We start from the raw sequence: 20440 nt of genomic DNA, 5'->3' as shown, positions 1-20440 counted from the left end.
GCCGGGCTCGTCGTCGGAGGTGCCGGCCCGCGCCTCGTGACGGGACGGCGGGCCGCCGTGGTTCGGGGGCCTGGATGTGCGGGCCGTTCCCGTCCGGGGCCGGCCGCCCCGTGAGTGCGCCGGAAGGGCCCGAAGTGCAGGCCCGGGGGCCGCCGCCGAAGCCTCGTCGGCCGGGGTCCGGTCGGGGGTTCCGCGGGCGCCGCGCCGTCAGCGGGCGGTGGGCCGCGCCGGGGCGGCGTGCAGCGAGGTCCACCGCCGCGGGCGCGGCGGCGCCGCCTGCCGGGCCAGGTGCAACTGCTGGGCCAGCAGCGCGGCGCCCAGCACGGCGGCCTGCCGGCCGAGACCGGAAGGCACGATGCGCGGTGCCTCCCGGAAGGCCAGTCGCTTGGACAACTCGGCCTGGAGCGGGTCGAAGTAGGATCGCCCGGCCCTGGCCATGGCGCCTCCGACCACGATGCGCTCCGGGCCGGCGGGGCTGATCGCGGCACTCAGCCCGTCGGCGAGAGCCTCGATCGCCTCGCGCCAGATGCCGGCGGCGACCGGGTCGCCGGTCCGGGCCCTGCCCTGCACCTCCTTGGCCGTCACGTTCTCCTCGCCCGTGGCGAGCCGGTAGCGGCGGGCGACGGCGGCGGCCGACGCGACGGTCTCCAGGCAGCCGGCGCCCGCGCAGGAGCAGGGATCGCCGCCGGGGCGGACGGCCGGAGGGCCCAGTGCGCCCGCGCAGCCGTCACCCTCGCGCGTCGGCCGTCCGTCGACCACCATCGAGGCGGTGACGCCGTTGCCGACGGTCACGAACAGGAAGGACCGGCAGGAGCGGCCGGCCCCGAGCCGGGCCTCGGCCAGGGCGCCGGCCCGGACCTCGTGACCGAAGGCGACCGGCATCTCCAGCTCCTCGGCCAGCCAGCGGCGGACGGGCACCTGGCGCCAGCCCAGCTGTGCGGCGAAGACGGAGGTCCCGGTCGCCTCCCCGACCAGGCCGGGCACCGCGATGCCGGCCGCGGAGGCCGCGTGGCGGCGGGAGAGCTCGCCCGCGTAGTCCAGGACGGTCTCCAGGACCGCGTCGGGGCCGCGGTCCGCCCGGGTCTGCCGGCCTCCGCTGTGCAGCAGTGATCCGTCGGCCGCCATCGCGACCCCCTTGATCTGGGTGCCGCCCACCGCCAGGGCTACCACCACCGGGGGTGACGCCGCCCGGTCGGCCGTCCGGCCCCCGGCTGCCTGGTCCGGCGGGCGGGGCGAGCCCGGCCGGCGGGCGATTTCCTCGGCGACACGGGGCAAGACGACCTCCTGAGCGTGATCTCAGCGCGCATATGATCGAAGCTGAGCTATATATAGCTTCTTCGCTCAAAAAACTGCAATGGTGCTGGCGGTTTCGCCATGGTCCCCGCGATACGCTTCAGCTGCCGGTACAAGACGTGAGGAGAGGTCATGGGGACGCACGAGAGGTGGACGCGTCTGCTGGAGATCCTGGGCGACCGGGGGCGGATCGAGGTCGGCGAGGCCGTCGAGCTGCTGAGCGTCTCCGCGGCGACCGTGCGTCGTGACATGGACGAACTCGCGAGCCAGCAACTGCTGGTCCGCACCCGCGGCGGCGCCGTGCTGAGCGGTGTCGCCTACGACCTGCCGCTGCGCTACAAGACCGCCCGCCGCGCCGACGAGAAGCTCCGGATCGCCAAGGCCGCGGCTGCGCTGATCCCGCCCGGTGCCGTGGTCGGCCTGAACGGTGGCACCACCACCTCCGAGGTCGCGCGCGAGCTCGCGACCCGCGCCGACCTCGCCGAGCACAACAACGGGACGGCCCTCACGGTCGTCACCAACGCGATCAACATCGCCAACGAGCTGGCCGTCCGCCCGTACGTCAAGACGGTGGTCACCGGGGGAGTGGCCCGTCCCAACTCCTACGAGCTGACCGGTCCGCTGGCGACCATGGTGCTGCAGGGGATCTCGCTGGACTACGCGATCCTGGGCGTCAACGCGGTGGATCCGAAGAACGGCGCCGCCACCCACGACGAGGGCGAGGCCAGCGCCAACCGGGCCATGGCCGAGCGGGCGGACAAGGTGATCATCGTCGCCGACGCCACGAAGATCGGCCGGCGCGCCTTCGCCCAGGTCTGCGCCGTCCACGAGTTCGCGGTGCTGATCACGGACAAGGAAGCCCCGGAAGAGATCATCGAGCAACTCGTCGCCCAGGGCACGGAAGTGCACTGCGTCTGACCCTCGGTCCCCACCGCCCTCCCGGGGCCGCCACCGGGAGGGCGGTGGCGGCCCCCCGGCAGCCCCCCCGGGGGCCTCGGAACTCGGGGCGGCCTGCGGGCCGAGCGCTCCGGGGCGCTCGTCGGGGTGGCTCGTCACGGTCACCGCGTGCGGGTCGAAGGCCTCCTGGACAGGACGGAGCCACGCTCGCGACCGCGCCCGCCGGCCGTCGACGTGGACTCGTCGGTACCGTTACCCGCCGGGCGAGGAACGCGGCCGCCTCAACGCGGCGATGTCAGCAGGTCGTCCAGCTCCGCGGCGAAGAGCCGGGCGGGGTCGAAGCCCATTCCGGTGAAGTGGCCCGCGAGTTCGAGGGACAGCACGCCGTGCAGGCGGGTCCAGAAGGTCAGGAACCGGTGCAGGGCCTCGGGTGAGGCCGGGTGGTCGCCGGCCCAGTCCCGGTGGTCGGCCAGGTGCACGCCGAACGGTGTCGGGGGGCCGGCCGGGGTGAGCGCCGCGCAGGCGTCGACCAGGATGGTCATGATCTCCGAGGAGACGGCGGTGGTGTCCTCGGGCGCGTGGTAGTTGGGGACGGGGGTGCCGTAGACGAGGAAGTACCGCTGCGGGTCCGCCAGTGCCCAGCCGCGCAGGGCCTGGGCCAGCCCGGCCAGGTCGGCGCCCGCGGCGGCGGCCGCCCGGAAGGTGTCGGCGAGGCTCCGGTAGGCCGATCCGACGAGTTCGGTGATCAGGTCGTCGCGGCTGGCGAAGTAGCGGTAGAGCGCGGGGCCGCTCATGCCCATCTGCTTGGCGATGGCGTTGAGGGAGAGCGCGGACGCCCCCGCCGTCGCGATCTGCTTCCAGGCCTGTTCCACGATCTCGGCGCGCACCTGGGTGCGGTAGCGCTCGCGCGGGGTGGTCGAGTCCTTGGTCGCCACAGCCTGCCCTCTCCCGGTCGTCCGGCAATCGGCTACATGGTCATGAGTTAGTTAGAACTTATCACGAATCCCGTTGACCGTTGGATGCAGAAGCAGGACCAAGGACGGCGTCCGGGTGACCGCCGAGGAGACCCACACCGGCCCCCAGGTCGACGCCGACGCCCCCATGGGGACCGAGCTCCTCCGGCAGGGCTCGAAACCTGGCTGCGCGACCTGAAGGCCACCGCGGAGGCCCTCGCCCACGACGAGCGGCCGTGCTGAACGAGCCGGAGGGTCGCCGCTGCGCGCCTGGTGGGCGAAACGGGATGCGGCAGCTGAACCAGGTGGGGCCGCGCGGGGGTTCGCCGCGGCCGGCCTCGGCGAGAGCCGGAGCCGGCCGCGGGAGGTTCCGGGGGACTGGTCCGCCGCCTGCGGTCCGCCGCACCCGTAGTGCCGGCCCGCCCCCGCGCCCGACGAACCGCCTTACGTGCGGGCCTACTTCGGGAGAATTGACCGTGCCTCTTGTGTACTCCACTCCGGAGGTTTAGCGTCTATGCCATTCGAGCGCCCACCCCCTGCTCGACGGTACGTCAGATTTGTTAGCGCTAACAGATCGTCCGTCCGTCTGCCCGTCCGTCAGCCTGTCTGCTCGACGACCGCGTCCGGCCTGGCCGCGGCGTCCTGCCGGCATCACCAGCACGAGATCCACAGCCGTCGGCCGATCCCTGCCCACGGCACACCAGGCACGCCCCCGACCAGGACCGCGGCTCGCCGGTCATTCGCGCGCTCCGGGGTACCTGGTCCGCCCCCGCGGCGGATCGCGGGACTCTTCAACTCCCCGGTGCTACCGGCCTCGCGAGGCAGCGGTTCCGACGGCGCGCGCCGTGCGGGCGGGCCTCGACTCCGCCGAGCGCGCCCCGCATCGTGCCGCCCGCCTCACCTCCGGCGCCGGGCGAGGGCGGCCCCTGCCCCGACCACCGCGAGACATGCCGCCCCCGGCCGAGCCGAACAGGAGCCCGCCCCGGGCCACTTGTCGCCTCGGCATGCCACGGACCACCCATGAATCGAGGACAGAAGTGACGAATCTTCGTGCCGTTCTCCGGCGGCGTGCCGCCGTGCTGACGGCGGCCTGCGCAGCCGTGCTCGTCGCGGGGTCCCTCTCGGGCGCCGCGACCTCGCAGGCCGCGACGTCCCAGCCCTGCGACCTCTACGCCGCCGGCGGCACCCCGTGCGTCGCCGCGCACAGCACCACCCGCGCGCTGTACGGCACCTACAACGGGGCGCTCTACCAGGTGCGCCGCGCCTCGGACAACGCCACCCGCGACATCGGCGTCCTCAGCGCGGGAGGCTACGCCAACGCTGCCGCGCAGGACTCGTTCTGTGCCGGGACGAGCTGCGTCATCACGGTCGTCTACGACCAGACCGGCCGGAACAACCGCCTCACCCAGGCGCCTCCGGGAGGATTCAACGGGCCCGCGGCAGGCGGGTACGACAAGCTCGCCAACGCCACGATGGCGCCGGTCACCCTCAAGGGCAACCGTGCCTACGGCGTCTTCGTCTCGCCCGGAACCGGCTACCGCAACAACGCCACCAACGGGATCGCGACCGGTGACCAGCCGGAGGGCATGTACGCGATCCTCGACGGCACGCACTACAACGACGGCTGCTGCTTCGACTACGGCAACGCCGAGACCAACAGCCGCGACAACGGCAACGGCACCATGGAGGCCGTCTACTTCGGCAACAGCCGCGGTTGGGGCTCCGGAACCGGGAACGGCCCCTGGGTGATGGCGGACCTGGAGAACGGTCTGTTCTCCGGCGCCAACCCCGGCAACAACGCCAACGACCCGACGGTCAACCACCGCTTCCTCACGTCGATCGTCAAGGGCGAGCCCAACCACTGGGCCATCCGCGCCGCGGACGCCACCTCCGGGGCACTGTCCACCTACTACAACGGGGCCCGGCCGAACGCCGCCGGCTACAACCCGATGAAGAAGGAGGGCGCGATCATCCTCGGCATCGGCGGTGACAACAGCAACAGCTCCGCCGGCACCTTCTACGAAGGCGTCATGACCTCCGGCTACCCCTCCGACGCCACCGAGAACGCCGTCCAGGCCAACATCGTCGCAGCCGGGTACTCGCAGGGCTCGGGCGGCGGCACCGCCCTCAACCCGGGCTCGACGGTCTCGCTCCGGGCGACCACCGCCTGCTGCACCGGCAGGTACCTCAGCCACTCCGGCGCGGGCGTCGCCACCACGGCCGTCACCTCCGCCAGCCCGGCGGCCGACAAGGCCAACGCCTCCTGGATCGTCCGGCCGGGCCTGGCCAACAGCGCCTGCCGTTCCTTCGAGTCGAAGAACACGCCCGGCAGTTACCTGCGGCACCAGAACTTCCAGCTCTACCTGCACCCCGACGACGGCGGCGTCCTGTTCGCCAACGACGCCACCTTCTGCTCGCAGGCCGGCGTGAACGGCCAGGGCACCTCGCTGGTCTCCTACAACTTCGCCGACCGCTACATCCGTCACTACAACGACACCGGCTACGTCGCCTCCGACGGCGGCTCCAACACCTTCGACGCCACGGCCTTCTGGCCCGACGACGTCAGCTGGGTGGTCGCCGCCCCCTGGACGCCCTGACCGCAGCACCGGGGCACCCGGTGGGCCCCTGGACCGGTGATCCGGCAGGGGTCCACCGGCCTTCGTGGTCGGCGGTCGGCGGTTCGCCGGCAGGCGGTACCGGACCCGGCCGATCCCGCTCCGGCGGTCCGACCGGGCCTGCCGGCGAGGACGCCGCGGCATCCGGAACCCCGTCCGGAACCCCGGCACCCCGTCCGGAACCCCGGCACCCCGTCCGGAATCGCGCGGCGCCCGGAGGCTGAGACAGCGTCACCGGGTGACGAGGCGGTCGCCGGCCCCGGCGGTCGCCACCAGGTGCCGCCGCCGGCCCGGCAGCAGCAAGGTCGGATGGGCGACGCTCCAGGCCGCACCCGCGCAGATGAACTCCTTGATCCGGGCGCCGGTCCGGCCCGCCACGACGGTGGAGGTGACCTGGTCGTCCGGGGTCACGCGCTGCAGGATTCCGTCCCGGCGTCCGAGGCTGATGCACTGGACGGAGTAGCCGATGGCGCTCTCGGGCACCTCGCGGCCGGTCAGCCGCGCGGCGAGCGCGTCGGCGGCCTGCCACGCCATCGGGGTCGCCGTGGCGCAGGACATCCGCAGCGGCTTTCCGCCCTGGCCCTCGGCGAGCGCCGCGTCGCCGACGGCGTACACGTCGGGGTGCGAGACCGAGCGCATGGTGCGGTCGACGACGATCTGCCCGGTGCCGGACACCTCCAGGGTGGTGGCGGCCGCGATCGGGTGCACGGAGAAGCCCGCGGTCCACACCGTCACCCGGGCCGGGATCTCGCCCGAGGCGGCGGTGACCACCCGGTCCGCCTCGACGCGGGTGATGTCGGCCCGCTCGTGGACCGTGATGCCGAGCCGGTCGAAGACGACGCGCAGGTGGCGCTGCGCCTTGTCGCTGAGCCAGTCGCCGACGCCGCCGCGGGCCGCGATCGCGACCTTGAGGCCGGGGTGCGCCTCGGCGATCTCGGCGGCCGCCTCGATGCCGGTCAGGCCGCCGCCCGCCACCAGCACGGTCCCGCCCGGCTCCAGCTCGCCCAGGCGTGCCCGCAGTCGCAGCGCGTCCTGCTTCCCGGCGACGTTGTGGGCGTGCTCGGCGACACCGGGGACGCCGTGGTCCGCGGCGGTGCTCCCCAGGGCGTAGACGAGGGTCTCGTAGCCGAGGGTCTCGGCGCCCTGCTCGCCGGTGAGGGCGACGGTCCTGCGGTCGGCGTCGACGGCGGTGACCCACGCCTGCCGGACCCGCACCCCGGTACCCGCGTAGAGGTCGTGCAGCGGCCGCCGCGGCAGATCCTGCCCGCTCGCGAGCTGGTGCAGGCGCACCCGCTCGACGAACTCGGGGTCGCCGTTCACCACGGTGATCTCGACCTCGTCGCGGTGCAGCCGCCTGGCGAGGCGACCGGCGACGGTGGCTCCGGCGTACCCGGCTCCGAGGACGACGATGCGGTGATTCATGGCTCGCTCCTGTTCGGTTCGGTTGGACTCACCTCCTGAACCGGACAGCCGGGCGATCCCTGACAGGATTCGACTGTGACCTGGGTCACCAGATCTCGGTGAGGGGCCGGTGCGGGCCGGCGGCCGCCCAGCTGCGCGTGAGGCGTTCCAGCTTGTCCGGATTGACCTGGATGTGGACCGCGCCGACGCCCCCGGGAGCGGGCGCGAGGCAGATGATGCCCAGCACCCGCTCGCCGACCGCGATCAGCGCGGCCGGGCCGCCGTTGACGACGGCGGCGTGGAGGGCGACCCGGCCGCCCTCGCCGACCTGGGCCCGCTTGGCGGCGCTCGGCCGGAACAGGCCCCGCAGGTACCGCGCGACGTGCAGCGCGCCGACGACCGGCGTCCGGCGGGCCGCGACCTTGGCACCGCCGTCGGCCACGCTGACGGCGTCGCCGGTGAGGAGGCGGACCAGCGGTTCGGTGTCGCCGCTGAGGGCCGCCGCGAGGAACTCCTCCACGACCCTCCGCGCGGCCGCCGCGTCGACCTCGGTGCGGGTCCGTTCGCTCGCGAGGTGCTGCTTCGCACGGCGGTGGATCTGCTGGCAGTTGGCCTCGGTGAGGTCCAGGATCTCCGCGATCTCACGGTGCGGGTAACCGAACGCCTCGCGCAGCACGTACACCGCGCGCTCGTTGGGCGACAGCCGCTCCATCAGGGTGAGCATCGCCATCGAGACCGACTCGCGCTGCTCGAAGGTGTCGGCCGGACCGAGCAGCCGGTCCCCGGTCAGGAGCGGCTCCGGGAGCCACTGCCCGACGTAGGTCACCCGCCGGGCCCGCGCCGAGGTCAGCTGGTTGAGGCAGAGGTTGGTCAGCACCTTCGTCAGCCACGCCTCGGGCGTCTCGATCAGGTCCCGGTCCGCCGCGTGCCACCGCAGATAGGTGTCCTGCACCGCGTCCTCGGCGTCGCCGGCCGACCCCAGCAGCCGATAGGCGATCGCCTCCAGGCGGCCCCGGGAGCGCTCGAACAGGTCGGCCTCGTACGTGCGCAGTGACATCGCGCCATGATCGTCCATGGGTGCGGGCCGCGTCCACCACCCTGCGGGGGCCCGGTCGGCGACGGTCGTGCCGACGGATCCCGGCCCGCGCCCCGGACCGGCCGCCGCCGGCCGGTGGCTCAGCCGGTGGCTCAGCCGACGGCACCGAGGATCGGCGCCCAGGCGGCACCGGTGAGGGCGGCCACCGCCTGCTGCTCGGAGAGCGGGGGAGCGGTACGGGTGGGCTTCGGGACGTCGCCGCCGCTGCCGCCGCCGGTGCTGTTCCACTCCACCAGCTGAAGCTGCGCGCCGGTCGACCTCAGGGTCACCGTCACCGTCCAGCGGCGGGCGGTGTCGGCGCGCACCGGGTGCTCGGCAGCGTTCTGCTCGGTCATCACCACGGCCCCGCCGGGCACCGCGGCACTGCTCGGCAGTTCGCTCAGCCGGCAGGTGTCACCCTTGGCGCGGGCAGGTGTCCGCTCGCAGCTCAGCCCGTCGCCGTCGCCGAGCGGCAGCTTGAGCCGTACGGCCGAGACGCCGACCATGGCGGCGCCCTGCCCGTCGTCGACGACCAGTTCACCGTTGGCGACGTACCCGCCGGACGGGTCCGCAGGGTTGTTGCTCTGCCCGCTCACCTGGCTGAACCGACCCCCGGGGAAGGTCAGCTCCAGGGCCTGGACCATCTGGTCCCCGGTGATCGCCGAACGCGGCACCGCCAGCGCCACCGGCTCCATGTCGGAGGCCGCGGAGCGGGTCCCGGGGAACCCGCCGGGGGCCACCAGGCCGGCGGCCGCCGCGATCACGGCGCAGGCACCGACCCCGGCGCCGATCCCGGCGACGACACGGGCGCTGCGCCGGCGCCGACGGCTCCGCCCGCGCTCGACGGCTCCGCCCAGGAGAGCGGTGAGATCGGGTTCGAGGGAGTCGGCCGTGCGGTCCAGGGCACGGGCGAGGTCTGCTTCGAAGGGCATGCTGGCGTCACCTTTCGGTCACTGAAGGGGGGATTTGCGATGGATCGGGCCTGGAGGCACCGGTGTTCAGTGCGGCACCAGGTCGGAGAGACTGTCGCCCAGCAGCGCTCGCACCCGGCCGAGCGCACGGGTGCCCTGGGAGCGGACCGCGCTGCTGCTCAGCCTGAGCATCCGGGCGGTCTCCTCGATGCTGTGGTCCTCCCAGTAACGCAGCAGCAGTACCGCCCGGTCGCGGGGCGGGAGTTGGCCGAGCGCGTCCAGCAGGGTGAGCCGCAGCGCGGTGTCCGGGCCGGACGTCGCACCGTCGGGCAGGTCCCCGACGGGCCGCTCGCCGGTGCTCCGCCGGCGCCGCAGGCTGAGGAAGGTGCGGACCAGAACCGTCCGGGCGTAGGCCTCCGGGCTGTCCGCGCCGGCCACCCTGCTCCAGTGCACGTACAACCGGCTCAGGGTCTCCTGGACCAGGTCCTCGGCGAGGTGGGCGTCACCGGCCGCCAGGACGTACGCCGAACGGTGGAGCGCCTTCGCCCGCGCGGCCACGAACTCCAGGTACTCATCCTCCTGTGCTGACTTCACTCGGTTACCGCCTGTTCGTTCGTTCCGTGATCCCCGTGCATACCCCTCATGACTACGTGAGGCGTCAGGATGTCGCGCGGGTGGGGCACTTTCTCCCGCACCGCCGCCGGACCGCCGGCGCGGAACCCCGTTGCGGGCACCCGATGCACCGCCGGCGGCGGGGCCGTGACCGGCCACCTGGTCGGAGCCCGCCCGGCCGGCGGGGCGTGCAGGTCAGGACGCCGGGGTCGTACGATCCCCAGCATGGTTCACGACCTCAGCAACCCCGACGATGTCTTCCTGGCGTTCTGGCGCGAGCGCCTGCTCTCCACCCTGACCACCGTGCGTCCCGACGGCACCCCGCACGTGGTGCCGGTCGGCGTCACCTACGACCCGGAGGCCGGGCTGGCCCGGGTGATCACCAACCGGGCCAGCCGCAAGGCCCGCAACGTCCAGGCGGCCGGCCCGGACGGGATGCGGGTGGCGCTCTGCCAGGTGGACTGGGCGCGCTGGTCCACCCTGGAGGGCGTCGCGGTGGTGCGCGAGGATCCGGAGGCCGTCGCGGAGGCCGTCCGCCGCTATGCCGAGCGCTACCGCCAGCCGAGGGTCAACCCGGACCGGGTCGTCATCGAGATCACCGTCGACAAGGTGCTGGGGCGGGCCTCCGTCCTTCGTGCGGCGGGCCTGGCCTGACCGGCGGGTCGCGGGGATGCGGCCGCCGGTACGGATGCGGTGGGTCCGGGCCGGCCGGGCGTGAGCCGTCGGTGGCCCGGGCCCCTCGGGTGGTCGGACCCCGGGAACGGGGTTCCACGCGCGGATGTGAGGCGCGTGACGGGAGGGTCCGCGGTTGTTTAGTGGGTGTTGATCGCCGCGGTCTAACGTCGCGTCAGCTCTCGCCCCGGGAGCACCGGCCCGCCTTCCGGTCCCGGCCGCCCGACCCGCCCCGCAGAATCGAGACGCCCGGCCATGAGCCAGCCACCGACCGAGACTCCGTCGGCAGAGCACCTGACGGACCACGACGCCGCCACCTTCCGCACCCTGCTGTCGGGGCTGGAGCGCTCCCTGGAGGCCGATCGGCGGTCCGCCGGCGGCCGGGCGACCGACGGGGCGTCCTCCGGTGAATGACCGCAGACCGGTCCCGGCGGTGATCGTGGTCGTGCCGCTCTGGCACCGGGGGGCCGGCTCGGGCATCCACGGCACCGATTACACCCTCACCCCGCCCCCCGCCCCGGGCGGGCCGCTCGGTGGCGAGGGCGCCGGTGGTCCGGCTGGCCCGGTGCCGCCCGGGGGACCCGCTCCGGCCGCCGGCCCCGGTCGTCCCGGCTGAGTCCCCGCTCGGCTCCCGGGCCGGTGCACGTCGGGCAGGCGGAGCGGGAGCGCCCGCGCGGACGGAACCCCGGTCCGGCGCCGGTGGTTCGCGCTCTTGTTCTCCCGGAGCCGCACTGCCAGGCTGGTCGTCGTACTCGGTGGGGATCGCACGCACGACTCGCTTGGGGGGACGCACATGGCGCAGCAGCAGCCCGGAAATCTCTTGGTGTGGCGGACACTTGTCCTGGTCGGGGCCGTCGGGGTCGCGATCGGTCTGATCGGCAAGGTTCCGCTGCTCGGTCTGGTGGCGGGGCCCGTCGCGATCGTCGGGGTGATCGGACTCTCGATCGCCCGGCGCAACCAGTAGGGACGCCACCAGCTGGGACGTCCCGGGAGGGACGCCGCCGGCGAACGGGCCCGGTCGCAGGCCTGCCACCTGCGGCCGGGCCCGCGCCACATGACGTGGCGTCGGATCATCAGCTCCACCGGATGTCGGCGGGCGTGTCGAGCGGCCGCCGGTCGGCCATGGCCTCCGGTGCGGCGAGGGTGTCTGCCTTGCGCAGGGCGACCGGGAACCGCAGGTGGGTCCGCTCCTCCGGCTCGCCCAGGTTGATCTGGAAGACGCGGAACTCGTCCAGGTCCAGGGCCTCCAACTGGTCGAGGTTCTGGGTCAGCAGGAACGCCGGCGTCCACCGCCGCCGCGATCGCCTCGGGGCGAGCAGCCCCTCGTTGTTGGCGTGGGTCAGCCTGGACCGGCTCATCCGGAAGGGCCCCACCACGGTGTTGCCGAACCTGAGCCGTTCCGAGGACATGGCGCGGAAGAACTCCCTGACCGAGCAGTGGTTCCCGTTCGCGTGGTAGTCCGGGCCGTTCAGCATGGCGTCCACGTCGGCGGGCGTCACGGTGGTGTCCGTCCCGGGGAAGGTGACGAGGATGGTGAGCCCCTGGACGTCGCCCTCGCCAAGCCGGTCGCCGAGCAGCAGGCCCCGATCGGCACCGAAGGTGAACAGGGCGTCCGGGTCGAGGGACTCCCGCTCGTCCTGGGGAACCGCCCGCTCGGAGCGCTCCTTCACCGGCAGACGACGGTACTCCCCTCCCGGCTCTCGTCGTAGACGACGCTGAAGCCGTCGACGGTCTCGTAGCGGGCGTATGTGTCGTCCCCGATGGTGGCGAGGTCCACATCGCCGCCGTGCTGCTGGGTGAAGGTGAGGATCTCACCGAAGACGGCACTCATGGCAGAACCCCACCCGGAGATTCGGCGAGCGCGGAGGGCTCGGCCCCAGTCTGGTCCGGGACACGGCGCCGCCCAAGGGCAGAAACACCCACAGGACGCGGGGCACAGTTGCCCCCGGGCCGGGCCGGTCCGGTCCTCGGCCGCCCGCTCTCCGTGCTTCGCGGGCCCGCCCTTTGCGAAGTGTTTACCCACTGGGGCGGGCCCCGGCGGGCCGCGCGGGCGGGGAGGGCGAAGACTGGAAGGTGCGAAGGTCCGGGGCCCGTGCCGGCACCGCCTGCGGAGCGCCGGGCAGCCACGCTACCGAGGGCCAGCCATGAGTACCGAGGTCAGACGGGTCGCCGTCGTCGGTGACTGCCCGCTGTTCCGGCGCGGCCTGGCCCAGGTGATCGAGTCCACCGGGGACCTGGCCCTGGTGCCGGCGGCGGGGTCCGTCGAGGAGGTGGAGGGCCGCCTGCAGCCCGGCGACGTCGTCCTGGTCGACCTGCAGTTACGTCCCGCCGACCTGTCCGCCGCGGTCTTCCGGCTGGCCGGCCGGGGCGCGGAGGTGCTGGTGCTCTGCTCCCCGCTGCAGCAGGACATCGTGCCGCCGATGGAGGCCGGTGCCCGCGGTTGTCTGAGCAGGCAGGCCGGCGAACCGGAGCTGCTGGCGGCGATCAGGCTGGTCGCCTCGGGCTGCGGGTACGTGTCGGCGGCGCTCGCCGTACGCCGCTGGTCGGAGCCGCCGTGCCGGGTCACCGACCGCGAGCGGCAGATCCTGGAGCTGGTCGCCAACGGCGAGACGGACCACGGGATCGCGGAGCGGCTGGGGATCAGCGAGCACACCGTGCACTCGCATCTGGACCGGCTGCGGGACAAGATCGGCTCCCGCCGCCGGGCCGACCTCACCCGCTTCGCGGTCGCCCACGACATCGTGCCCAACGCCTAGCCCCCCGCCGGCGACACGGGCCGGGCGCGGAGCCCACCGAGAGCGGCGCGCACCGGGCCCGCTGGCCGTCCGTCACGCCGTGCGCTGCTCCTGGGGTTCCGGCGCCTGCGCCGGCCGGAGGAACTCCTCGCGGATCTCCTTGGGCCCGAACGGCCAGGTGCGCTCCGTCCTGGCCCAGAGCAGGAAGGCGACGCAGCCCAGCGCGACCCAGGCCAGCGACCACTCCACCGGGTGGTACCCGGGGGAGTTGCGGTCCGCGTAGCCGTAGATGACCAGCCAGCCGACCGCCGCCACCACGCCCGGCAGCGGATGGAGCCACATCCGGTAGGGCCGGTGGAGGGCGGGCTGCCGGCGGCGCAGGACGACGACGGCGGCGATCTGGGCGAGCGCCTGGACGATCACCATCACGGTGGTGAGCATGGTGATCAGGACGGTCAGCGGCGGGTGCTCCACCGTGTCGCCGACGTGCCGGCTCAGATAGAAGCCCGCGGCGGTGACCAGCACCATGGTGACCAGCCCGAGGACGGGAAAGCCGTGCCGGGGGTGCAGCTTGCCGTAGGCCCGGAAGAAGGTGCCGTCGCGGGCGGCGTCGTAGGGCACCCGGGAGCCGCCGAGCAGGCCGGCCAGGACGGAGGCGAAGGCGGTGACCAGGATGAGGACGGTGACCACGTCGGCGGCGGCCCTGCCCCAGGCCTGTTCCAGCACGGCGGAGGCCACCGACCTGGAGGCGACGGAGTTCGGGTCGAGCAGCTGGTGCCAGTCCATCGCGCCGAGGACGCCGACCTGCAGCAGCATGTAGATCCCCATGATGCCGATGATCGAGTAGATGATGGCGCGGGGCAGGACCCGGCCGGGGTCCTTCACCTCGGCGCCCAGGTAGGCGGCCGTGTTGTAGCCGAGGTAGTCGTAGATGCCGATGGTCAGGCCGGCGGCGAAGCCGATCCAGAACTGCCCGTGGGTCAGCTCGACGGCGTGCGCGGGCCAGTCGAACGCCCGGCTCGGGCTGAAGCCGCTGAAGGCCGCCAGGATCACGGCGGCCACCGAGGTGATCATCACGCCCCACATCACGGTGGTGAGCCGGGCGATGCTCTCCACCCGGCGCCAGAGCAGCAGGACGACCAGGGCGCAGAGGGCCAGCCCGACCAGGTCGCCCTGGCCCTTGGTCATCCCCGGCCAGAGGTAGCCGAGGTACTGGACGAAGCCGACCACCCCGGTGGACATGATCAGCGGGATGAAGAGCATCGCCGTCCAGACGAACAGGAACGGCATCAGCCGGCCGGTGCGGTACTGGAAGGCCTCGCGGAGGTAGACGTAGCTCCCGCCGGCGCCGGGCAGCGAGGCGCCGAGTTCGGCCCAGACCAGGCCGTCGGCCAGCGCGAGGACGGCCCCGGCGATCCAGCCGATCACCGCCTGCGGGCCGCCGAACGCGGCCACCATCAGCGGGATGGTGACGAACGGTCCGATGCCGCACATCTGGCTCATGTTGATGGTGGTGGCCTGGAAGAGGCCGAGTTTGCGGGTGAAACCTGGGGACACCGGGGCCTCCGAGCACGGGGGAGAGGCGGAAGGACGGGGCCTGGTGGGGTCCGGCCCGCGAGGGGCTTCAAGTTAAAGAGCATTACTTGATGCGTCAAGCCCTCGCGGTGCGAGGGGGTGCGGGAGCTCCGCCCGCCGCCGGCCTTCCGTAGCTCGTCAGGAAACTTTCCTAACGAAAACTCTTGACCATGCCACCTCAGGCCCCGATTCTGATCCCGTCCCGTCCCGTCCCGTCCCGTCCCGTCCCGTCCCGTCCCGTCCCGTCCCGTCCCGTCCCGCCACGGCTTCACCAAGGGCGTTGTCCGGTACGACCGCTGAGGAGCTCAGGAATGAAGAACCTGCACAGAACGGGCGCCGCCGTGCTCGTCGCCGCCGGCCTGGTGGTGGGCGTCGTCGCCGCCCCGGCCTCGGCCGCCGCGACCCGCTACGAGGCGGAGGGCGCGGGTGTCTCGCTCGGCGTGGTGGAGGCCAACCACACCGGGTTCTCCGGCACCGGATTCGTCAACGGGGACAACACGGTGGGCAGTTGGGTGGAGTTCACGGTGAACGCCCCTGCCGCCGGAGCCGCCACCCTCGGCATCCGGTACGCCAACGGCACCACCGTCAACCGGCCCGCCGACATCGCCGTCAACGGCACCGTCGTCTCGGCGGCGCGCGCCTTCACGGGCACCGGCACCTGGGACACCTGGTCCACCGCCACCCTCACCACCCAGCTCGCGGCGGGCGCCAACCGGATCAGGCTCACCTCCACCACCACCGGCGGCCTGCCCAACCTGGACTACCTGGACGCCGACCTCGGCACCACCACTCCTCCCGGCGGCCCGGCCGTCCCCTTCGGCAGCCACCGGTTCCCTTACACGGCGGGCACCTTGAAGCCCATCGGGGCCCAGTCGGCGCTCGACCAGCAGGTGATCAGCACCTACAACGCCTGGAAGGCCGCCTTCGTCAAGCAGAACTGCGGCAACGGCTGGTACGAGGTGATCTCGCCGGACGCCGACCACCCGTACGTGGCCGAGGCCCAGGGCTACGGCATGGTGGTCACCGCCACCATGGCGGGCGCGGACCCGAACGCCCGGACGGTCTTCGACGGCATGGTGAAGTACATGCTCGCCCACAAGTCCGTGAACAACGCCAACCTGCTGGCCGCCGAGCAGGACACCTCGTGCAAGAGCGTCAACGGCTCCGACTCGGCGACCGACGGTGACCTCGACGTGGCCTACGGCCTGCTGCTCGCCGACAAGCAGTGGGGCAGCAGCGGGAGTTACAACTACAAGGATCTCGCGGTCAAGCACATCAACGCCATCAAGGCGAGCGAGGTCAACCCCACCACCCACCTGATGCTGCTCGGCGACTGGTCCGCCGCGGGCGACGCGCAGTACTGGATCACCCGCTCCTCGGACTTCATGCTCGACCACTTCCGGGCCTTCAAGGCCGCCACCGGCGACGGCGCCTGGGACACCGTCCGCACCGCGCACCAGAACCTGATCACCGCGCAGCAGAGCAACTACGCCGCCGGCACCGGCCTGTTGGCGGACTTCGTCGTCAACACCAACGGCACCCCCAAGCCGGCCGCCGGGGAGGTGCTGGAGAGCCCGAACGACGGGGACTACGGCTGGAACGCCTGCCGCGACCCCTGGCGGATCGGGACCGACGCCGTCACCGGCGGCGACGCCGCCTCGCTGGCCTCCGCGCGCAAGCTCAACGCGTGGATCAGGACCAAGACCGGTGGCAACCCGGACAACATCGTCACGGGCTACCACCTCAACGGGACGGCCTTCGACACCGGCAAGGACATGGCCTTCACCGCGCCCTTCGTGGTCACCGCGATGACCGATCCCGGCTCGCAGGCCTGGCTCGACGCGCTCTGGACCAAGCTGGCCGCGACGCCGATCAGTTCCTCGCTCTACTACGGCGGCAGCGTGCAGCTGCAGTCGATGATCGTGGCCTCCGGCAACTACTGGGTGCCGTAGGCGAGTCCGGTGCCGACGGGAGGGTCCCGCGGCGCCTCCGAGGAAGGGCCGGTCCCCTGAGCGGGCCTGCGGGCCCCGGCGGAACGCCGGGGCCCGCAGGCCCGGCCGCGTACGGGTCGGTGCAGCCGGCCCGCGTGGCGCCGGGCGAACCTGGTGCCGGTACCGGCCGTCACGACGACGGCGTAGCGTCCGTCGGTCGTCGCCGTGTCCCAGGCGTAGCTGCGGGTGGCCCCGGACATGACCGTGGACGGCGTACCGGCGAACGGCAACACGATGTTCGGGCACACGGTGCAGGGGAAGTCCACCGTGCCGTCGGTGTCCATCCTGGTGACCAGGGGGCGCCGGGCGCGGGTACCTGGTCGGGCGAGTCGGGAGGGTGGGGCGCAGTTTGCTGGACAACTGGGCGCCCTTCATTCATCCGAATCGCGGCGGCCGGAGCATGAACGACGTAGGGCAGGACGTGGGGACCAGCGGGAATTCCCGCCGTCCGGGGGACCCTCGCCCGAGGGGCGGCTTCGACCCGGCCCGGTGACCGGACGGTGGGACCGGACGGGCCTAGGATCGTTCTGCCCTCCTCGGTCCGCCCGGCTGCCGCACGGGCAACCCCGGACGGGCAACCGGCCGCCCCGAGTCAGGAGGTACCCGCGTGCGCAGGTCGTCGACGGATCAGGTCCGGACGGGCCGGAGGGCTCGGCGCTGTCCCTCCGGTCGAAGGATTCGCTGCTGTCGATCGGATCGGTGGGCTCGGTGCTGTCCATCGGGTCGGTCGGGTCGGTGCTGTCGGTCGGGTCCGTCGGGTCCGCCCTGTCGGTGCTCTCGGTGGGTTCCTGGGCGAGTGCGGGTTCGCTGCTCTCCGCGCGGTCCCGCTGGTCCGTGATGTCGTGGCGGTCCAGTGCCGGGGTGCTCTCCGCCGGTGCCGTGGCGGCCGCAGCGGCCGTGCTGCTGGTCCAGCACCGGCGTCCGACGGGGTGAACCCCCGGCCGCGAGCCGACGACGGGCAGGCGGGCAGGCGGGCAGGGGGGGGGGCACGGCACTCAACTCGCCTGCCGGGAGGCCGGGGCGTGGGCGTCAGGTGGCGACGCCTGCCTCCTCCGGCCCCTCGCTGTGACGTGCGTCACTGTCCGAGGGCTTCGGGTCGGACGTGCGCGATCATGATCCGATGGACGCTCGTTTCCTCGGTATCGCCGAGCTGGTCGAAGTTCCCTCCGTGGCGGTCGTGGTGGACGTCATGCGTGCGTACACGGTGGCGGCCTGGGCCTTCGCCCGGGGCGCGGAGAAGATCGTTCTCGCCGCCTCGCCGGAGGAGGCCCTGACGCTCAAGTCCCGTCACCCCGGCTGGGTGGCGCTCAAGGACGGTCCGCCCGCACCAGGGTTCGACCTCGTCAACTCGCCGGGCCTGCTGCGGTCCGCCGACCTCGGGGGACGGACCGTCGTGCAGAAGACCACGGCGGGGACGGTCGGCGCCCTCGCGGTCGAGGACGCCTCCCTGGTGCTGTGCGCCGGCTTCGTGGTGGCGGAGGCGACGGCCCTGGTCCTGCGGGCCCGCGAGTGCGCCGACGTGACCTTCGTGGTCACCGGCGAGGACGGGCAGGCCGACGAGGACCTGGCGTGCGCCCAGTACATCGCAGGGCGAGCCGCCGGGGCCGGGACGGGCGCGACCGAGTTCCTCCGCCGGGCAGGGGAGTCGCGCGCCGCTCACGAGTTGGCCTCGGGTGTGCGCCAAGGAGCCCACCCCGACGACGTGGCGCTCTGCCTCGAACTCGACCGGTTCCCCTTCGCCATGGTGGCGACCCCGGAGGACTCGCTGATGGTCCTCCGGCCGTACGCCGTGCCTTCGGCGGCCGGCACGAATTCGAACTGACGGAGCGCCGGTGGCCGCGGAGGCGCTCTGATGTCCCGAACCGACCCCCGTGGAACGGCAGGGCCCGGGAGCATCCGACGCTCCCGGGCCCTGCTCGCTCGATGCCTGACTCCGCTCGGTCGCCCGCGCCCCGGGGCCGGATCCGGGAGTGGTTCCGGTCGGTGACCGGCTCCGGACCGGAGCGGTGCGCCGGGGCGCGGGCGGGTCAGTCGGAGATCAACGGCCCTGGAGGGACTTGACGTTGTCGCCGAAGGTCCAGCCCTTCGAGCCGTCCCAGTTGATCGACCAGGTCATGAGCCCCTTCAGCGAACCGCTGAAGGCGTTCCACGACTGGCTGACCAGGCTCGGCGCCATGTAGCCGCCACCCGCGCCGGACTGGGCGGGCAGGCCGGGCACCTGCTTGTCGTACGGCACCTTGATGGTCGTGCCCTGGACGGTCAGACCGTTGTTGAGGCAGGTGGTCTGCGCGGTGAAGCCCTGGACGGTGCCGGCCGAGTAGGAGTCGCCGGAGCAGCCGTACATGCTGCCGTTGTAGTACTGCATGTTGAGCCACCACAGGCGGCCGTTGTCGACGTACTTCTTGATGATCGGCAGGTAGGAGCCCCAGATGGACCCGTAGGTGACGCTGCCGCCGGTGACGTACGCGGTCTCGGGGGCCATGGTGAGGCCGAAGCCGGCCGGCATCTGGGCGAGGACGCCGTCGATGATGCGGATCAGGTTGGACTGGGAGGCGGACAGCGTGTTGATGTTGCCGCTGCCGGACAGGCCGGTCTCGATGTCGATGTCGATGCCGTCGAAGTTGTACTTCTTGAGGATCGGGACGACGGTCGCGACGAACTTGTCGGCGACGGTGCTGGAGCTCAGGTCGATGCCCGCGGCGGCGCCGCCGATCGACATCAGGAGCGTCGCCCCGGCGGCCTTGGCCTGGCACATCTCGGCGGGGGTCGAGACCTTCACGCCGGCGTCCATGCCGTCCTGCCACAGGACGGTGCCGTCGGAAAGGATCACCGGGAAGGCGGCGTTGATGACGTTGTAGCCGTGCGCGGCGATCCGGCTGTCCGTGATGGGGACCCAGCCCAGGCCGGGGTGGACGCCGTTGGAGGCGCCGTCCCAGTTCTCCCAGTAACCCTGCAGGACCTTGCCCGAGGGCTTGGGCTTCGTGGCGCAGGTCTCACCGCCGGTCGGCGTGACGGTCGGCGTCACCGTGGGGGTGACGGTGGGGGTGACGGTGGGCGTGACCGTCGGGGTGACCGTGGGCGTCACGGTCGGGGTGACGGTGGGCGTGACGGTCGGGGTCACCGTGGGCGAGGGGCTGCTGCCGCCGGGGCCCGCGAGCGACACGTCGTCCGCGTAGAAGGTGGGCTGCCCGTACCAGCCGTGCAGGTAGACGGACACCGAGGTGGTGCTCGGCCCGGTGCTGAAGCTGACGCTGAGCTGGCTGTACGACGCGCTGCTGGGCGTCCAGGTGGAGGTGGTGCCGGTGAGGCCGGTGCCGGTCGCGCCCAGGTAGACGTAGCTGCCCTGGACGTAGGCGCTCAGCGTGTACTGGGAGTTGGGCTGCACGCTGACGGTCTGGGCGCACTGGGCGGTGTCCTGGCCGGTCGGTGTGGCCTTGAGCGCGGAGGTGCCGGCGTGCACCGGGCTGCTGACGGTCGCGCCGGCGCCGGAGCAGGTCCAGCCGGAGAGTCCGCTCTCGAAGCCGGGGTTGGTCACCAGGTTGGTGGTGGCGGCGCCCGCCGTGACGGACCCGGACAGGGCGAGGCCGGCGCCGATGACGGCGGCCGCGCTCACCCCGGCGAGCGAGCGCATCATGACGGTGTGACCGTGCGCGGCGCGGCCGGTCCGGTGCACCTGGCCCGCGCGCTCCACGGCCGTCCGCCGCTGGTAG

The 20440-nt window shown here is 72.9% G+C and carries 20 protein-coding genes; 9 read left to right on the top strand and 11 right to left on the bottom strand.

The features are described from left to right. Window positions 1-207: 207 nt before the first annotated feature. Window positions 208-1275, bottom strand: a complete 1068-nt coding sequence (locus J2S46_RS05770; protein ID WP_229913140.1) for an ROK family protein — start codon at window positions 1273-1275, stop codon at window positions 208-210. A gap of 150 nt (window positions 1276-1425) precedes the next feature. Between J2S46_RS05770 and J2S46_RS05765 the strand changes: the two genes are divergently transcribed. Next, window positions 1426-2211, top strand: coding sequence for a DeoR/GlpR family DNA-binding transcription regulator (locus J2S46_RS05765; RefSeq protein WP_073928001.1), 786 nt, complete (start codon window positions 1426-1428; stop codon window positions 2209-2211). 260 nt (window positions 2212-2471) lie between these two features. Here the strand turns inward: J2S46_RS05765 and J2S46_RS05760 are convergent, their stop codons facing one another. After that, the gene (locus J2S46_RS05760) at window positions 2472-3125 is read right to left on the bottom strand and encodes a TetR/AcrR family transcriptional regulator (RefSeq protein ID WP_191292719.1); all 654 of its coding nucleotides are present in this window, start codon (window positions 3123-3125) and stop codon (window positions 2472-2474) included. A 1022-nt stretch (window positions 3126-4147) separates the two neighbouring features. Here J2S46_RS05760 and J2S46_RS05750 point away from each other — a divergent pair. Continuing rightward, window positions 4148-5740, top strand: a complete 1593-nt coding sequence (locus tag J2S46_RS05750) for an alpha-L-arabinofuranosidase B (protein ID WP_191292718.1) — start codon at window positions 4148-4150, stop codon at window positions 5738-5740. 249 nt (window positions 5741-5989) lie between these two features. Here the strand turns inward: J2S46_RS05750 and J2S46_RS05745 are convergent, their stop codons facing one another. The 4 genes from J2S46_RS05745 to J2S46_RS05730 form a co-directional block, all read right to left on the bottom strand. Then, window positions 5990-7180, bottom strand: coding sequence for an NAD(P)/FAD-dependent oxidoreductase (locus J2S46_RS05745; RefSeq protein ID WP_191292717.1), 1191 nt, complete (start codon window positions 7178-7180; stop codon window positions 5990-5992). 85 nt (window positions 7181-7265) lie between these two features. Beyond that, entirely contained in the window at window positions 7266-8216 is a 951-nt protein-coding gene (gene sigJ, locus J2S46_RS05740) for an RNA polymerase sigma factor SigJ (RefSeq protein ID WP_191292716.1), read from the bottom strand. A 131-nt stretch (window positions 8217-8347) separates the two neighbouring features. Further along, window positions 8348-9166 carry a hypothetical protein gene (locus tag J2S46_RS05735; protein WP_191292715.1) on the bottom strand — a complete coding sequence of 273 codons (819 nt, stop codon included), beginning with the start codon at window positions 9164-9166 and terminating at the stop codon, window positions 8348-8350. Window positions 9167-9232: 66 nt separating this feature from the next. After that, complete coding sequence (locus J2S46_RS05730; RefSeq protein ID WP_191292714.1) at window positions 9233-9739, bottom strand: SigE family RNA polymerase sigma factor; 507 nt, start codon at window positions 9737-9739, stop codon at window positions 9233-9235. A 243-nt stretch (window positions 9740-9982) separates the two neighbouring features. Here J2S46_RS05730 and J2S46_RS05725 point away from each other — a divergent pair, with 243 nt between their 5' ends. The 3 genes from J2S46_RS05725 to J2S46_RS05715 all read left to right on the top strand — a co-directional run bounded on the left by J2S46_RS05725 (window position 9983) and on the right by J2S46_RS05715 (window position 11393). Beyond that, the gene (locus tag J2S46_RS05725) at window positions 9983-10411 is read left to right on the top strand and encodes a PPOX class F420-dependent oxidoreductase (RefSeq protein WP_191292713.1); all 429 of its coding nucleotides are present in this window, start codon (window positions 9983-9985) and stop codon (window positions 10409-10411) included. A 273-nt stretch (window positions 10412-10684) separates the two neighbouring features. After that, window positions 10685-10843 carry a hypothetical protein gene (locus J2S46_RS05720; protein WP_191292712.1) on the top strand — a complete coding sequence of 53 codons (159 nt, stop codon included), beginning with the start codon at window positions 10685-10687 and terminating at the stop codon, window positions 10841-10843. 409 nt (window positions 10844-11252) lie between these two features. Continuing rightward, a complete protein-coding gene (locus tag J2S46_RS05715) occupies window positions 11253-11393 on the top strand; it encodes a hypothetical protein (protein ID WP_191292711.1) in 141 nt (46 codons plus the stop codon). 109 nt (window positions 11394-11502) lie between these two features. On the opposite strand, the gene J2S46_RS05710 is transcribed toward J2S46_RS05715, so the two are convergent. Together J2S46_RS05710 and J2S46_RS05705 are read right to left on the bottom strand one after the other, a co-directional pair. Continuing rightward, window positions 11503-12099, bottom strand: coding sequence for a hypothetical protein (locus J2S46_RS05710; protein ID WP_191292710.1), 597 nt, complete (start codon window positions 12097-12099; stop codon window positions 11503-11505). Further along, on the bottom strand, window positions 12096-12260 hold the full coding sequence (locus J2S46_RS05705) for a hypothetical protein (RefSeq protein WP_191292709.1): 165 nt from the start codon (window positions 12258-12260) through the stop codon (window positions 12096-12098). The genes J2S46_RS05710 and J2S46_RS05705 overlap by 4 nt, the downstream gene beginning before the upstream one ends. A gap of 313 nt (window positions 12261-12573) precedes the next feature. On the opposite strand from J2S46_RS05705, the gene J2S46_RS05700 reads away from it, so the two are divergent. Then, complete coding sequence (locus J2S46_RS05700) at window positions 12574-13185, top strand: LuxR C-terminal-related transcriptional regulator (RefSeq protein WP_191292708.1); 612 nt, start codon at window positions 12574-12576, stop codon at window positions 13183-13185. Window positions 13186-13257: 72 nt separating this feature from the next. Here the strand turns inward: J2S46_RS05700 and J2S46_RS05695 are convergent, their stop codons facing one another. Continuing rightward, the gene (locus J2S46_RS05695; RefSeq protein WP_191292759.1) at window positions 13258-14667 is read right to left on the bottom strand and encodes an APC family permease; all 1410 of its coding nucleotides are present in this window, start codon (window positions 14665-14667) and stop codon (window positions 13258-13260) included. A gap of 383 nt (window positions 14668-15050) precedes the next feature. On the opposite strand from J2S46_RS05695, the gene J2S46_RS05690 reads away from it, so the two are divergent. Next, window positions 15051-16691: a glycosyl hydrolase family 8 gene (locus J2S46_RS05690; RefSeq protein ID WP_191292707.1), complete on the top strand. Its 1641-nt coding sequence runs from the start codon at window positions 15051-15053 to the stop codon at window positions 16689-16691. Here J2S46_RS05690 and J2S46_RS05685 read toward each other — a convergent pair. Further along, window positions 16676-17026, bottom strand: coding sequence for a phospholipase domain-containing protein (locus tag J2S46_RS05685; protein ID WP_503129180.1), 351 nt, complete (start codon window positions 17024-17026; stop codon window positions 16676-16678). The genes J2S46_RS05690 and J2S46_RS05685 overlap by 16 nt on opposite strands. 412 nt (window positions 17027-17438) lie before the next feature. Between J2S46_RS05685 and J2S46_RS05680 the strand changes: the two genes are divergently transcribed. Next, the gene (locus J2S46_RS05680) at window positions 17439-17663 is read left to right on the top strand and encodes a hypothetical protein (RefSeq protein WP_370882167.1); all 225 of its coding nucleotides are present in this window, start codon (window positions 17439-17441) and stop codon (window positions 17661-17663) included. 187 nt (window positions 17664-17850) lie between these two features. After that, window positions 17851-18552, top strand: a complete 702-nt coding sequence (locus tag J2S46_RS05675; RefSeq protein ID WP_191292705.1) for a 2-phosphosulfolactate phosphatase — start codon at window positions 17851-17853, stop codon at window positions 18550-18552. Window positions 18553-18768: 216 nt separating this feature from the next. On the opposite strand, the gene J2S46_RS41015 is transcribed toward J2S46_RS05675, so the two are convergent. Further along, window positions 18769-20364, bottom strand: a complete 1596-nt coding sequence (locus J2S46_RS41015) for a carbohydrate binding domain-containing protein (protein ID WP_191292757.1) — start codon at window positions 20362-20364, stop codon at window positions 18769-18771. Between the last annotated feature and the right edge of the window lie 76 nt (window positions 20365-20440).

It is taken from the genome of Kitasatospora herbaricolor, assembly GCF_030813695.1.
Classification (GTDB): Bacteria; Actinomycetota; Actinomycetes; order Streptomycetales; family Streptomycetaceae; genus Kitasatospora; species Kitasatospora herbaricolor.
This window is presented reverse-complemented; position numbering and strand designations above follow the sequence as displayed.

Bases quoted from the DNA above. Each gene is read 5' to 3' on its own strand.
- J2S46_RS05765 (WP_073928001.1), top strand. From the start codon at position 1,426: ATGGGGACGCACGAGAGGTGGACGCGTCTGCTGGAGATCCTGGGCGAC.
- J2S46_RS05750 (WP_191292718.1), top strand. From the start codon at position 4,148: ATGCCACGGACCACCCATGAATCGAGGACAGAAGTGACGAATCTTCGT.
- J2S46_RS05745 (WP_191292717.1), bottom strand. From the start codon at position 7,180: ATGAATCACCGCATCGTCGTCCTCGGAGCCGGGTACGCCGGAGCCACC.
- sigJ (WP_191292716.1), bottom strand. From the start codon at position 8,216: ATGTCACTGCGCACGTACGAGGCCGACCTGTTCGAGCGCTCCCGGGGC.
- J2S46_RS05735 (WP_191292715.1), bottom strand. From the start codon at position 9,166: ATGCCCTTCGAAGCAGACCTCGCCCGTGCCCTGGACCGCACGGCCGAC.
- J2S46_RS05725 (WP_191292713.1), top strand. From the start codon at position 9,983: ATGGTTCACGACCTCAGCAACCCCGACGATGTCTTCCTGGCGTTCTGG.
- J2S46_RS05720 (WP_191292712.1), top strand. From the start codon at position 10,685: ATGAGCCAGCCACCGACCGAGACTCCGTCGGCAGAGCACCTGACGGAC.
- J2S46_RS05705 (WP_191292709.1), bottom strand. From the start codon at position 12,260: ATGAGTGCCGTCTTCGGTGAGATCCTCACCTTCACCCAGCAGCACGGC.
- J2S46_RS05700 (WP_191292708.1), top strand. From the start codon at position 12,574: ATGAGTACCGAGGTCAGACGGGTCGCCGTCGTCGGTGACTGCCCGCTG.
- J2S46_RS05695 (WP_191292759.1), bottom strand. From the start codon at position 14,667: ATGAGCCAGATGTGCGGCATCGGACCGTTCGTCACCATCCCGCTGATG.
- J2S46_RS05690 (WP_191292707.1), top strand. From the start codon at position 15,051: ATGAAGAACCTGCACAGAACGGGCGCCGCCGTGCTCGTCGCCGCCGGC.
- J2S46_RS05675 (WP_191292705.1), top strand. From the start codon at position 17,851: ATGGACGCTCGTTTCCTCGGTATCGCCGAGCTGGTCGAAGTTCCCTCC.
- J2S46_RS41015 (WP_191292757.1), bottom strand. From the start codon at position 20,364: ATGATGCGCTCGCTCGCCGGGGTGAGCGCGGCCGCCGTCATCGGCGCC.